This window comes from Vibrio nitrifigilis, from assembly GCF_015686695.1.
In the GTDB taxonomy this organism is placed as follows: Bacteria; Pseudomonadota; Gammaproteobacteria; order Enterobacterales; family Vibrionaceae; genus Vibrio; species Vibrio nitrifigilis.
The window spans coordinates 443,526-456,601 of sequence record NZ_JADPMR010000003.1 but is presented as its reverse complement, the minus strand read 5'-3'; the positions used below and the strand labels follow the sequence as shown (position 1 = coordinate 456,601).

Annotated in this window: 13 protein-coding genes; 10 read left to right on the top strand and 3 right to left on the bottom strand. The window is 42.4% G+C overall.

Going from position 1 to position 13,076, the window contains the following annotated elements:
* Positions 1 to 12 precede the first annotated feature (12 nt).
* Positions 13 to 1,515 carry an L-arabinose isomerase gene (gene araA / locus I1A42_RS16020; protein WP_196124040.1) on the top strand — a complete coding sequence of 501 codons (1,503 nt, stop codon included), beginning with the start codon at positions 13 to 15 and terminating at the stop codon, positions 1,513 to 1,515.
* Between the two features lie 213 nt (positions 1,516 to 1,728).
* Here araA and I1A42_RS16015 read toward each other — a convergent pair whose 3' ends face one another.
* Positions 1,729 to 2,052 carry a hypothetical protein gene (locus I1A42_RS16015; protein ID WP_196124039.1) on the bottom strand — a complete coding sequence of 108 codons (324 nt, stop codon included), beginning with the start codon at positions 2,050 to 2,052 and terminating at the stop codon, positions 1,729 to 1,731.
* A gap of 86 nt (positions 2,053 to 2,138) precedes the next feature.
* On the opposite strand from I1A42_RS16015, the gene araC reads away from it, so the two are divergent.
* Positions 2,139 to 3,020, top strand: a complete 882-nt coding sequence (araC, locus tag I1A42_RS16010) for an arabinose operon transcriptional regulator AraC (protein ID WP_345789711.1) — start codon at positions 2,139 to 2,141, stop codon at positions 3,018 to 3,020.
* Positions 3,021 to 3,176: 156 nt separating this feature from the next.
* Here araC and I1A42_RS16005 read toward each other — a convergent pair whose 3' ends face one another.
* Positions 3,177 to 4,085: a DMT family transporter gene (locus I1A42_RS16005; RefSeq protein ID WP_196124038.1), complete on the bottom strand. Its 909-nt coding sequence runs from the start codon at positions 4,083 to 4,085 to the stop codon at positions 3,177 to 3,179.
* Between the two features lie 126 nt (positions 4,086 to 4,211).
* Here I1A42_RS16005 and rmuC point away from each other — a divergent pair, with 126 nt between their 5' ends.
* From rmuC to tatC, 7 genes are all read left to right on the top strand, one after another.
* The gene (gene rmuC, locus I1A42_RS16000; RefSeq protein ID WP_196124037.1) at positions 4,212 to 5,741 is read left to right on the top strand and encodes a DNA recombination protein RmuC; all 1,530 of its coding nucleotides are present in this window, start codon (positions 4,212 to 4,214) and stop codon (positions 5,739 to 5,741) included.
* Positions 5,742 to 5,796: 55 nt separating this feature from the next.
* Positions 5,797 to 6,576, top strand: a complete 780-nt coding sequence (gene ubiE, locus I1A42_RS15995) for a bifunctional demethylmenaquinone methyltransferase/2-methoxy-6-polyprenyl-1,4-benzoquinol methylase UbiE (protein WP_161153741.1) — start codon at positions 5,797 to 5,799, stop codon at positions 6,574 to 6,576.
* Between the two features lie 9 nt (positions 6,577 to 6,585).
* Positions 6,586 to 7,191, top strand: coding sequence for a ubiquinone biosynthesis accessory factor UbiJ (locus I1A42_RS15990; RefSeq protein WP_161153740.1), 606 nt, complete (start codon positions 6,586 to 6,588; stop codon positions 7,189 to 7,191).
* Positions 7,188 to 8,822, top strand: coding sequence for a ubiquinone biosynthesis regulatory protein kinase UbiB (gene ubiB / locus I1A42_RS15985; RefSeq protein ID WP_161153739.1), 1,635 nt, complete (start codon positions 7,188 to 7,190; stop codon positions 8,820 to 8,822). The genes I1A42_RS15990 and ubiB overlap by 4 nt, the downstream gene beginning before the upstream one ends.
* 42 nt (positions 8,823 to 8,864) lie before the next feature.
* Positions 8,865 to 9,113, top strand: coding sequence for a Sec-independent protein translocase subunit TatA (gene tatA / locus I1A42_RS15980; protein WP_161153738.1), 249 nt, complete (start codon positions 8,865 to 8,867; stop codon positions 9,111 to 9,113).
* Positions 9,114 to 9,116: 3 nt separating this feature from the next.
* The gene (gene tatB / locus I1A42_RS15975; RefSeq protein WP_161153737.1) at positions 9,117 to 9,506 is read left to right on the top strand and encodes a Sec-independent protein translocase protein TatB; all 390 of its coding nucleotides are present in this window, start codon (positions 9,117 to 9,119) and stop codon (positions 9,504 to 9,506) included.
* A gap of 66 nt (positions 9,507 to 9,572) precedes the next feature.
* Entirely contained in the window at positions 9,573 to 10,337 is a 765-nt protein-coding gene (gene tatC / locus I1A42_RS15970; RefSeq protein ID WP_196124036.1) for a twin-arginine translocase subunit TatC, read from the top strand.
* A 51-nt stretch (positions 10,338 to 10,388) separates the two neighbouring features.
* On the opposite strand, the gene I1A42_RS15965 is transcribed toward tatC, so the two are convergent.
* Positions 10,389 to 11,150 carry a TatD family hydrolase gene (locus I1A42_RS15965; protein ID WP_196124035.1) on the bottom strand — a complete coding sequence of 254 codons (762 nt, stop codon included), beginning with the start codon at positions 11,148 to 11,150 and terminating at the stop codon, positions 10,389 to 10,391.
* Positions 11,151 to 11,343: 193 nt separating this feature from the next.
* Here I1A42_RS15965 and hemB point away from each other — a divergent pair, with 193 nt between their 5' ends.
* Positions 11,344 to 12,387 (top strand): porphobilinogen synthase, encoded by a 1,044-nt coding sequence (gene hemB, locus I1A42_RS15960; RefSeq protein ID WP_196124034.1) that lies wholly within the window; start codon positions 11,344 to 11,346, stop codon positions 12,385 to 12,387.
* The last annotated feature ends 689 nt before the right edge of the window (positions 12,388 to 13,076 follow it).

Here is a 13,076-nt window from a genome sequence, read left to right as displayed (position 1 = left end):
TAAGGGAAAGTTATGAAAGTATTTAATGATAAACAAGTCTGGTTTGTGACCGGTTCTCAACATCTTTATGGTCCTGAAGTATTACAACAAGTAGCTAAAGATAGCGGTGCTATTGTCAATGGTTTGAATTCTGCTGAATCTATTTCAGTGCCTATTGTAGAAAAAGGCATTGTAAAAACACCGGATGAAATTTTAGGTGTGTGTCGTGCGGCGAACAATGACCCAGACTGTCTTGGTTTAGTACTTTGGATGCACACTTTCTCTCCAGCAAAAATGTGGATTGCCGGTCTATCTGAACTGAACAAACCTTTCTTACACTTGCACACTCAATTCAATGCAGCTCTCCCTTGGGATACCATTGATATGGATTTCATGAACCTGAACCAAAGTGCTCACGGTGACCGTGAATTTGGCTTCATTGGTACTCGTTTAGGTTTAGATCGCAAAGTGGTTGTTGGCCACTGGGAAGATCCTGAAGTTCACCATCAAATTGATAACTGGTGTCGTGCCGCCGTAGGTAAACAAGCAGGTCGCGACCTAAAAGTGGCTCGTTTTGGTGACAACATGCGTCAAGTAGCGGTTACTGAGGGTAATAAAGTTTCAGCACAAATTGCATTCGGTTATGAAGTGAATGCTTACGGTTTAGGTGAGCTTTCTGAAGCGGTGAATTCTATCTCTGACGCTGATGTTTCTCGTCTTTTAGATGAATACGCATCAACTTATGTTATGGATCCAAAATTACTGCACGACAGTGATTTGCTGAAAATCATGCAAAAAGAAGCACGCTTAGAAGCAGGTATGGAAGCTTTTCTGACTTCTGTTGGTGCGAAAGCCTTTACCAATACATTTGAAAACTTAACCGGTATTGATAGCTTACCTGGCCTTGCAACCCAACGCTTGATGTCAAAAGGTTATGGTTACGGCGGTGAGGGTGACTGGAAAACGTCTGCGATGACTCACATCATGAAGACGATGGCTCAAGGTTTGTCTGGCGGTACTTCATTTATGGAAGATTACACCTATAACTTTGGTGGTCGCGGCCAAATTTTAGGCGCGCACATGTTGGAAGTTTGTCCATCGATTGCTGCAGCTAAGCCTCGTCTTGAAATTCATACACACACTATCGGTGTTCGTTGTGAAGTTCCTCGTTTACTCTTCTCTGGACAAGCGGGGCCTGCCGTGGCAGTGTCTGTTATTGATTTAGGAAACCGTTTCCGCATGTTGGTTAGCAAGGTCAATACCGTTGAGCCACCTGCAGACCTACCAAAACTTCCAGTTGCACATGCTCTATGGGAACCAGAACCTAATATCCAAACTGCAGCTGCTGCGTGGATTCATGCTGGCGGTGCTCACCATACTGTTTACACTCAAGCAGTGACCTTAGATACATTGGGCGACTATGCCGATATTCTGGGTATGGAAATGGTGGTCATCGATGAAAACACTAACATTCGTCAGTTCAAAACTGAATTGAAAGCTAATAGCATGTACTACCGTTTAGCATCTGGTATCTAAATACTGATTTAATATTGGTATAAGTAAACTTAGCCCTTTCTCATTTGAGAAGGGGCTATCGGCTTGAGGTAGTAAAATTGGTTAGTGAGGAATCAGCTCCCAATCGTTGCTACACCATTGCACAAGATCATTGGCAGCTGAGAGTCGCACGGCTTACTCCGACGACTTTTCAGGTTGTGCATGGTGATACGCTTGTTTTTGAAGGTCGGTTAATCATTGAAAATAATGGACAACCGATAAATTTAGAGTCTGTTCAATGGAAGTTTCGACACCGCGCTGATCGTGTAGAGCAGTGGGGGCAAATAAGTCATGTCGATCAGCTTTCCATAAACATGAATTACTACTTCCATCAAGGGGCTCTAGTAATAGAGTACCTGGCGCGCAATAGTATTCCCACGCGACTTGAAATTCGTCATGAGGTTCACGCCAAAGATTTATCGCCAGTGGGCCAACTAAGCACTCCTTTACCAGAAGTAAATCATCATTGGCATCGACGACGACACGGCTTGCCGAGCGACTTTTTAGTTCAGTCTGCAAGCACAGACCTGTTCAGGGAAGCATTTTCAGCAACTCAATGGATTGTGTTAGATAAAATGTGAACTAGAAAATCGTAATTGGTCGATGTGCAACATACACTAGCGATAAACATCAACGAAGCCTTTGGTATGCAGAACACCGATCCATTAAAACCGGGTTATAACTTTGACGCTCATCTCGTCGCCGGACTGACTCCTATTATTGAGGGGGATGAACTCGATTTTCGTATCGAACGACCTAATGGGATGAAAGGCTACATCATTAACTTTACCAGTAAAGGTGAAGGGTCTATTTTCTCTGGCGAAAACGAGTTCAAAGTACGTGCCGGAGATATTTTACTTTTCCCACCAAGTGCGGCTCACTTGTATCAGCGTAGTGCTGATAGTGCTTCATGGTTCCATCGTTGGGTCTACTTTAGACCTCGTGCGTTTTGGAATGATTGGCTGACTTGGCCAACAGAAGTGAACGGCGTCTATGTGACTCAAGGATTACCATTGTCGGTGACCCAGCCATTAGAAGAGTTGTTTATTGATATTGAATATACCGCAAAGTCCGATTTGCCATATCGCAATGACTTATCAATCAATTTATTAGAGCAGCTTTTAATCCGATGTAAAACCGTTCAACCAGACGTGGTAACTAAGCCCATTGATCCACGTGTGATTGAAGCAATGAATTACATGACACAGAACTTAAATCAAGATTTCACCTTAGAAGATGTTGCTGCCCATGCTTGTTTGTCACCTTCACGCTTAGGGCATCTATTTCGTGATGAGATGAAGATGACCATTACCCAATGGCGCGATGATCAGCGTATTAGCCGTGCCAAGCAGTTGTTAGTGACCACTCACTATTCAGTTAACCATATTGGTCGTATTGTTGGGTATTCCGATCCACTCTATTTTTCTCGTGTATTCAAACGTAAAGCCGGGGTTAGTCCTAAGCTCTATCGTGAGCAAATTACCTAATATACCCAAATGACCTCAAGATGCAGGATTCAGAGCTTCATCAACGAGCCTAGATCAAGCTCAATCACGGTTGGAATGGTCATTCCCTTTCAACGTGTATAATATCGACATCGAAGAATGAAATAAGCAGCATTGGTCACCCATGCTGCTTTTTCTTTACCCTTGAGACGGTGCTTCTTGAGAGGCTTTTTTACTTTTGAATTGCTGAATAACCAAACCACAAATGATCATCACTAACCCCACTAATGTTGACGGGTGGATGGTTTCGCCAATGATGGTGGCCAATAGAATCAGAGAAATAAAAGGGGATATAAAAATCAGGTTGCTGACTCGGGCCGTGTTATTGGTATTTTTTAAAGCACTTAACCATAAAACGAAGGTAATACCCATTTCAAATAGCCCCACGTAGGTAACAGCTAACCAGCCTTCACCATTGATATGGTGCCAATCTGAACCTTCGTAAAGGCTTAACATGATCGCAAATGGAATTGCGACTAAAAAGCCTAATAACACGCTGATGATGGGGTCAGCTTTATTTTTGGCATTCAGAATCCAATAACCAGACCATAGTAAAGTGGAGAACAGCGCTAAGGCCACACCTGAGGTGCTGTCAAATTGAAGACTCAACACATCGCCTTTGGTGGCAATGACAATCACACCGATATAACTCAGTAGGCATGCAATCCAATCTTGTTTACGAATCGTTTGCCCTAAGAAAAAAGCGGCCATGAGTGTCAAAGTAATCGCCCAACTGTAGTTGATGGATTGAGCCTGAGAGGCTGGCAATAAATCATAGGCTTTGAATAAAGTGACGTAATAGGCCAAAGGGTTCACTAATCCGAGCAATAAGTAATACCATGGATTAGAGAGAAAGGTTGCAGGAAGCTGTTTTAAACGGCCGGTACATTGACAAATAATGATTAAAGCAAGAGCAGAGACAATGCTTGCTGCTGTGAGCATTTGAACAGGCGTAAATTGAGCCAAAGTTAGCTTAAACGCAGTTGCAACTGTTGACCATAATAGCACCGCAGATAACCCCAGCCCGATGGCTCGGCGTTCATTCATGAGAAGAGTTCCAATAAAAGTAAGTAAATCTAGTCTATAGGGTGATTTATCGTGCGACAAACTGGACATTTATCCAGTATGGAAATACCATTTTCAACAGAGAATACAACTGGGTAAGCAGTCATTATGCAATGGATCATTGAACATCAACTCACGCTTTTGTCTTCGCTAGTTAGTGCCGCTGTTGCAGGGGGTGTTGCGAGCTGGTGGATCAAGCAAAAGTTGCAGTTAAAGTCGCAACTGCTTGAACAGCAACTTGAAAGCCAAACGCATTGGCACCAGCAGCAAGTTGAACAGCTTAAACGATCTCTTCAGGAGGCTCAGCAAGAGCTTGAGGACTTGGATAGTCAGCGTGATCGTGCTGAATATGAATTGAAACAATCACACGGTAAGGTAATGGCAGCATTGGAAAAGCTGCGTTATTTTGAAGCAGTTAAACAAGAACGACAGCAATATGCCGATGATTTAAATAAAGCTCGTGAACAGAAGGCCCAACTGGAAGTTCAATTACACGAACAACAAGCTCGTCATCAACAGCAGCTGGAATCTAACCAAGAAAAATTGGCGTTGCTAGAACGAGCGGAAGAACGTTTAAAGCAGCAGTTTGAACACCTTGCTAATCAGCTGTTTGAAGCAAAAACGGCCAAAGTTGATCAACAAAACCAACAAAGCTTGGCTGGGATTTTGAATCCGCTACGCGAGCAATTGGAAGGGTTTAAAAAGCAAGTCAATGATAGCTTTAATCATGAAGCAAAAGAGCGTCATACCCTAGTTCATGAATTAAAGAACTTGCAGCGTTTAAATGAACAAATGGCGAAAGAAGCGGTCAATCTGACCGAAGCGTTAAAAGGTGACAATAAACAGCAAGGGAATTGGGGTGAGGTCGTCTTAGCGCGAGTGCTTTCGGAATCAGGATTACGTGAAGGCCATGAATATCAAACACAGGTAAGTTTGCAAAACGAAGCCGGTAAGCGTTATCAACCGGATGTGATCGTTTATTTACCTAACGATAAACAAGTCGTCATCGATTCTAAAATGACGCTGATCGCTTATGAACGCTATTTTAATGCGGAAACCGATGAGCAGCGTGAACGCGCTTTGCGTGATCATTTGCTCTCAATTCGTAGTCATATAAAAGGGTTAGGACAGAAGGATTATCATCAACTCAAAGGCATCAAAACACTGGATTATGTGTTGATGTTTATTCCGGTAGAACCCGCGTTCCAAGTCGCTATTCAGGCCGATCCTAGTTTGGTGAATGATGCGATGGAGCAAAATATTATTTTAGTAAGTCCGACAACGCTATTGGTTGCATTGCGTACTATTGATAACCTATGGCGTAATGAACGGCAAAATCAAAACGCACAAATTATCGCTGAAAGAGCGAGTAAGTTGTACGATAAGCTGCGTTTATTCGTAGAAGACATGGAAGGCTTGGGAACATCGCTTGACCGAGCTAACCAAAATTATCAGGGCGCCATGAATAAGCTAGTATCGGGTCGTGGGAATGCGATTCGTCAGGCCGAAAGTTTTAAGCAGTTGGGAGTAGAGATCAAACGCTCTATTCGCAGCGGCATTGCTGAGCGTTCTCAATTTGATGCGAATGAGGAAAATACGTTGTCGGAAAGACATCAGGCAACGGATAAAGTAAACTAGCTCATCCCCCAGTCGCAGTTTGATAGTTAGGCTCTTGTGCCTAAGAGGAAAAGAAATGACGGACATCCGCGTAAATTCGAACTCAGAAGAGACTCAAGAAACAACGCATTTCGGTTTCGAAACCGTTAATAAATCAGAAAAAGCAAGCAAAGTAGCCCAAGTATTCACTTCAGTTGCGACCAAATACGACATCATGAACGATTTGATGTCTGGTGGCATTCACCGGTTATGGAAACGTTTTACGATTGATTGTGCCGGTGCTCGACCTGGCCAGCGTATTCTCGATTTGGGCGGGGGTACTGGGGACCTAACCGCTAAATTTTCTCGTATTGTTGGTGAGAAAGGTCATGTAGTTCTTGCTGATATTAACAACTCAATGCTGAATGTAGGGCGCGATAAGCTGCGTGATCATGGCATTGTTGGCAATGTCCACTATGTACAAGCGAATGCAGAAGAACTGCCATTCCCAGATGACTACTTTGACTGCATTACCATTAGCTTTTGCCTACGTAATGTGACAGACAAAGATAAAGCAATTCGTTCCATGTTTCGAGTTCTGAAGCCAGGCGGTCGCTTATTGATTTTAGAGTTTTCTAAACCTGTTTTTGAACCTTTATCAAAAGTGTACGATGCATACTCATTCCATATTTTACCAAGAATGGGGCAAATGATTGCTAACGATCCTGAAAGCTACCGTTACCTTGCCGAATCGATTCGAATGCACCCAGATCAAGAAACGTTGAAAGGGATGATGGACGACGCAGGCTTTGAACAAACGCAGTATTTCAATTTAACTGGTGGGATCGTTGCATTGCACCGTGGTTATAAATTTTAAGGTTGCCTTATGCCATTTGTACCTTTGGTTACAGCTGTCATCGAAACATCGCTTAACACTCTGATAAACGATAACCCAGATTTGGTTCGTCGTTTAGCACGACTAAAAGGTCAAGTGATTCAGCTGCACCTTAAAGAGATAAATAAAACCCTGACGTTTATATTTAGTCAGCAGATTGATGTGTTATCTGACTATGAAGGTCAGCCTGATTGCTATCTATCACTACATTTGTCGGTATTACCACAATTGCGAGAGCAGGCGAATATCACACAGTTGATTAAGCAAGATAAAGTGGTGTTAGACGGCGATATTCAGTTGGCGCAAAAATTCGCGCAGTTGATGACTGATTGTAAGCCGAATCCTGAAGAGTGGTTATCTCGCGTGACCGGCGATGTTGTTGCTCATTCTGTCGTGCAAGGCTCCAAAGATATTTTCCAATTTGTGCAAGATCGTGTGAATAAGCACAACGCACATTTTGGGCAAGTGTTGACGGAAGAGTGGCGCATTGCACCAGCACCTCTAGAAATCGCCGATTTTTGCGATCAAGTGGATGAAGTGAAAAGCCAGGCTGCTCGTGTTGAGGCAAAAATTCAACAACTGTTGGAAACTCTATGACCCTGTCAGAAATGAAACGACTTTATCACATCATTAAGGTGCAACTTGAATATGGTGTGGATGAGCTTTTACCTAATCATGAGTTAACCAAGGCGCCGTTACTGGCCCGTAAAGGTCTATTCTGGATTAGAAATAAGCACTCCGATCGTCCATTAGGTGAGCGTTTACGCCTCGCTTTACAAGAGTTAGGGCCTGTTTGGATTAAGTTGGGACAGATGATGTCAACTAGACGTGATCTGTTTCCCCCCCATATCGCAGATGAACTTGCTCAGCTACAAGATAGAGTTTCTCCTTTTGATGGCGAATTGGCTAAACAGCGTATAGAGTCTGAACTTGGTGGTCCTATCGACACATGGTTTGACGATTTTGATATCAATCCGCTAGCGTCAGCTTCGATCGCTCAAGTCCATACAGCGAAACTGAAAGCAACAGGTCAAGATGTTGTATTAAAAGTCATTCGCCCTGATATTCAACCCGTTATCGATGCCGATATTAAGCTGATGTATCGCTTGGCTCGTATTGTAGCAAAAGCGGTCCCAGATGCGCGTCGTTTGAAACCCGTTGAAGTTATTCGTGAATACGAGAAAACTCTGTTAGATGAATTGGATTTGCGCCGTGAAGCGGCCAATGCCATTCAATTAAGACGTAACTTTGAAGGCAGTGAAGAGCTCTATGTTCCTGAAGTACATACTGACTACAGCACTCAATTTGTCATGGTTTCGGAACGTATTTACGGTATACAGGTCTCAGATCTTGCTACGTTAGAAGCCAATGGCACGAATATGAAGTTACTCGCTGAGCGTGGTGTCAGTGTTTTCTTCACACAAGTATTTCGTGACAGCTTTTTCCATGCTGACATGCATGCTGGCAATGTGTTTGTTTGCCCAGAGCATCCGGACAATCCACAATGGATTGGTCTCGATTGTGGGATTGTCGGTACCTTAAATAACGAAGATAAACGGTATTTGGCCGAGAACTTCTTAGCTTTCTTCAATCGTGATTATCGTAAAGTGGCTCAACTACATGTTGATTCGGGTTGGGTGCCTTTTGACACCAACATTGATGAATTTGAAGTCGCGATTCGGATTGTTTGTGAACCTATATTTGCAAAACCTCTATGTGAAATTTCCTTTGGTCATGTGTTATTGAATTTGTTTAATACCGCACGTCGTTTTAATATGGAAGTTCAACCACAGTTAGTTCTTTTGCAAAAAACCTTACTGTATGTGGAAGGCTTAGGTCGCCAGTTGTACCCGCAATTAGATTTGTGGGAGACGGCAAAACCTTTCTTAGAACAGTGGATGAGGCAGCAAATTGGACCTCAGGCAGTAATAAATGCTGTCAAACAACGTGCACCGTACTGGGTGGAAAAATTACCCGAGCTACCAGAGCTACTTTATGATAGCCTCAAACAAGGTAAAGTGATGAATCAGCGCATCGACCAGCTTTACCAAGGATATCGAGACAGTAAGCGACAACACGCAACCGGTAAATTTCTTTTTGGTGTGGGTGCAACACTTATCGTTTGTTCTACCATTTTGTTTACGAGTAATTTGGAACAAATTGCTTTAGGTAGTGGGACAGTCGGTATTCTATTTTGGCTGTTAAGCTGGCGCTCTTATCGCCGCTAAACGAGACATTAATCAGTTAAGTAATAACCCGAGGTATAGAAAATGGGTGGAATCAGTATTTGGCAACTGCTTATTATTGCTGTCATCGTGATCCTGCTGTTTGGCACTAAAAAACTACGCGGCATCGGTGGTGATCTAGGCGGCGCTGTTAAAGGTTTCAAAAAAGCAATGGAAGACGAAGACTCTAACGCTGCGAAGAAAGATGCAGATTTTGAAGCAAAAAACATTGAACAGCAAAACAGTGCATCTGCAACCACAGCAGAAACTAAAAAAGATAAAGAGCAGGCATAGATAGTGTTTGATATCGGTTTTTGGGAACTGGTATTAATCTCCGTTGTTGCTCTGGTTGTTCTCGGTCCAGAACGTTTACCTCATGCGATTCGTTCCGTTGCTAAATTTGTTAGTGCGGCGAAAAGTATGGCGAATAGCGTTAAGGATGAGCTTTCTCAAGAATTGAAGATTCAAGAGTTACAAGAGAATTTACGTAAAGCTGAAAAAATGGGGATGAAAGACCTTTCTCCCGACTTGCAAAAAACGGTGGATGAGCTGAAGAAATCAGCCCAAGACGTTCAGCGTTCTTATGCAAATGAAAATCAGCCGGAAGCGTCATCTGAAACCGATGAAAAAGAAGCTACCGTTCAAAAAACAGCTTCTTCATCTACTGTTACCGACAAAGCCGACTAATCCTTTATTAGAGAGTTACCTGTAGTTTGAGGGTAACTCTTTTTGATCCGTTTCTATGGGGTTCTAATGTCTTCAGTTGAAAATGAGCAGACTCAGCCTCTGATCACTCATCTGCTTGAGTTGCGTAATCGCTTATTACGCAGTGTTGCAGCAGTATTAGTGGTCTTTCTGGCACTGGTCTATTTTTCTAATAATATCTATGAGTTTATCTCAAGGCCATTAGTGGATCGTCTTCCTCATGGCGCGAGTATGATTGCGACCGATGTGGCTTCTCCACTGTTTACACCACTTAAACTGACATTAATTGTGGCTGTATTTATTTCTGTACCTTATATCCTTTATCAGGTTTGGGCGTTTATCGCTCCTGGTTTATATCGTCATGAACGGCGCCTCATCTTTCCTCTTCTGATGTCGAGTTCATTACTGTTTTATTGCGGCGTTTCCTTTGCGTATTTTGTCGTATTTCCACTTGTGTTCGGTTTCTTTACTGCTATTTCGCTTGGCGGGGTAGAGTATATGACAGATATCACCAGTTATCTCGATTTTGTTCTTGCTCTATTTTTGGCATTTGGGATCGCTTTTGAAGTGCCTGTTGCGATTATCTTATTGTGTTGGACTGGCGCAACAGATGTAAAAAGCCTCAAACAGAAGAGACCATACATCGTGGTCGGTGCTTTTGTTGTTGGTATGCTTTTAACTCCTCCAGATATGATTTCACAAACATTACTCGCTGTGCCTATGTGCTTGTTGTTTGAAATTGGTCTGTTCTTTGCTCGTTTCTATACAAGAAGAGATGAGATGGATGATGAAGCGGAAAGCGCAGAAGAATAGAATGGATATAGATTTAAAAAAGCGACCAATTGGTCGCTTTTTTATTGGGAGTTAAAGCTGAAATAAATGCTTGGCATTACGGGTCGTAATCGTATCGATTTCTTCGGCTGAATAAGGCGTTAACTCCACAATTCTATCGAGCACGAGGCGAGTGTAGGATGGCTCGTTACGTTTACCTCGATGCGGAACCGGAGCGAGGTAAGGGCAGTCTGTTTCTAAAATGACGTAATCCATATCCAGATGGGGAATCACTTTATCCATTCCACCATTTTTAAATGTAGAGACCCCACCTAACCCTAGGTGAAAGCCCAGATCGTTAATCGCTTTAGCTTCCTCAATGCTGCCTCCGAAACAGTGGAACACTCCTCGAAGATTGCCATCTTGTTCTTGTTTAACCAGTTGTAAGGTTTCTTCCATTGAGTCACGCGTGTGGATCACTACCGGAAGTTGTTTTTCTTTTGCCCAGCGCATTTGACTGATAAAGGCGATTTCCTGTTCTTTTTTAAACGTTTGATCCCAATATAAATCAATCCCAATTTCCCCCACAGCAATAAAAGGATGCTTATCGAACCATGCTAACATCGTGTTTAGTGTGGTTTGATAATCCTGTTTTACGTCACAAGGGTGTAACCCCATCATCGAACGACAGATAGTTGGGTAGGCGGCTTCTGTTGCTAGCATCGGTTCAATGGACGCTAAGTCGATATTCGGCAGCAGAATATGTTCAATACCTTGTTCGATAGCGCGCTCTACGACCTCATCTCGATCGTGATCGAATTCTTTAGCGTAAATGTGAGCATGAGTATCTATCATGATGGTCTCTCGTTGCTTGGGTGTTATTTATTCGCAGTATACGTTAGTCAGCGTTGTGAATCATTGAAGGATTTTTCGTTATTCCTCTGGTACAGAAAGTTAAGAGTGATATGATTTTGGTAACACTTCCAAAATAAAGCTCAACCACCACCGCATCTTTGGTGCTGTGCGTGTCATAAAGAAGGAGAGTCTAGTGTCCATATCTATCCAAGGCCAATTCCCTGGCCGTCGTCCTCGTCGTATTCGTAAACATGATTTTAGCCGCCGTCTTATTGCAGAAAATACACTGACTGTCAGTGATCTTATCTATCCTGTTTTCGTGCTTATGGGTAAAGGACGTCGTGAAGAAGTGGAATCAATGCCTGGCGTTGATCGCTTATCTATCGATTTACTTATTGAAGAAGCGCAATATCTAGCCAATCTTGGTGTGCCTGCTTTGGCGCTATTTCCTGTCGTGAACCAAGATGTGAAAACCTTGGATGCTGCAGAAGCATATAACCCAGAAGGTTTAGTGCAACGTGCTGTGCGGGAGCTTAAAGCTCATGTGCCAGAGATGGGGGTTATTACTGATGTGGCTCTAGACCCTTATACTACGCATGGTCAGGATGGCATTATTGATGAAACAGGGTATGTTCTGAACGAAGAAACAACCGAAGTGCTTGTTAAGCAAGCTCTGTCTCATGCTGCCGCAGGTGCAGATGTTGTTGCTCCATCAGATATGATGGATGGCCGAATTGGTAAAATCCGTGAAGCATTAGAAAAAGCGGGACACATATACACTCAAATTATGGCCTATTCAGCGAAGTATGCGTCGGTTTACTATGGTCCTTTCCGTGATGCAGTTGGCTCATCTAGAAATTTAAAAGGTGCGGATAAGAAGAACTACCAAATGGATCCTGCTAATAGCGATGAAGCATTACATGAAGTTGCAATGGATGTGAACGAAGGTGCCGATATGGTCATGGTTAAGCCTGGTATGCCGTATTTAGACGTTGTTCGTCGAGTTAAAACGGAACTTCAAGTGCCAACGTTCGCTTATCAAGTATCTGGTGAATATGCGATGCATAAAGCTGCGATTATGAATGGGTGGCTGAAAGAGAAAGAAACCATCATGGAATCTTTATTGTGCTTTAAGCGTGCTGGTGCTGATGGAATCCTAACGTATTTTGCTAAAGATGTTGCTGAATGGTTAGCTCAAGAAAATGCGGAAACAGCGCAGTACCTTAAACGAGACTAATTCTATTATTTAATCATTACCGTCGGGTAAAGATAGAACAAACGGGTTGACTAGTAGTCAGCCCGTTTTTTGTTTTAAAGATTCATATCACGAATAATTGAGAGCAAGATCTCTTTTATGGTATGGCTCTAAAAAATAATGAGACTTTTTCTCATTTAGGTGTTGACTATTAAATGAGAATAATTATTATTAACCATGTCTTAGGGAATGACGTAGCGGTTTAGACGAGAAAGTAACTTAAGCTCTTATTTCGGTAACGTTACAATTTTTGTTCTAAATCCACGGAAGTTCTTTTTGACACGACATTGCTCACATTGCTTCCAGTGTAATTTAGGCTTTATGGTGAAGCTGATTAAATTTGGCTTTAACCTGTATTGCTAGGCGACATCTTATGATGTCGCTTTTTTTATGCCTCGGATTTGGCGTTTGCCATCAAATTCTTCAACCAACCGTTTGCGTAAACTTTTTAATCGTTGAAACTTCAAACAATAGGATCTGATCTCGATCCCAGCTTAGTAATCGATAGCGTAAAAATCTTGTCCACAAAGTGTGATCGAAGATCGATCATAAAAAGAAAGATCGATCTAATTATTTTTATTTAAAAAACAACAAGATAGTTTTTATTTTTGATGTTTAAAAGACGGTTTGATAACCAGTGGATAAAAAATATAAACAGACTTATCCACAGG

Excerpts from the sequence above, each read along its gene's own strand:
- araA (WP_196124040.1), top strand. The coding sequence starts at position 13 with ATGAAAGTATTTAATGATAAACAAGTCTGGTTTGTGACCGGTTCTCAA.
- I1A42_RS16005 (WP_196124038.1), bottom strand. The coding sequence starts at position 4,085 with ATGAATGAACGCCGAGCCATCGGGCTGGGGTTATCTGCGGTGCTATTA.
- rmuC (WP_196124037.1), top strand. The coding sequence starts at position 4,212 with ATGCAATGGATCATTGAACATCAACTCACGCTTTTGTCTTCGCTAGTT.
- ubiE (WP_161153741.1), top strand. The coding sequence starts at position 5,797 with ATGACGGACATCCGCGTAAATTCGAACTCAGAAGAGACTCAAGAAACA.
- I1A42_RS15990 (WP_161153740.1), top strand. The coding sequence starts at position 6,586 with ATGCCATTTGTACCTTTGGTTACAGCTGTCATCGAAACATCGCTTAAC.
- ubiB (WP_161153739.1), top strand. The coding sequence starts at position 7,188 with ATGACCCTGTCAGAAATGAAACGACTTTATCACATCATTAAGGTGCAA.
- tatA (WP_161153738.1), top strand. The coding sequence starts at position 8,865 with ATGGGTGGAATCAGTATTTGGCAACTGCTTATTATTGCTGTCATCGTG.
- tatC (WP_196124036.1), top strand. The coding sequence starts at position 9,573 with ATGTCTTCAGTTGAAAATGAGCAGACTCAGCCTCTGATCACTCATCTG.
- I1A42_RS15965 (WP_196124035.1), bottom strand. The coding sequence starts at position 11,150 with ATGATAGATACTCATGCTCACATTTACGCTAAAGAATTCGATCACGAT.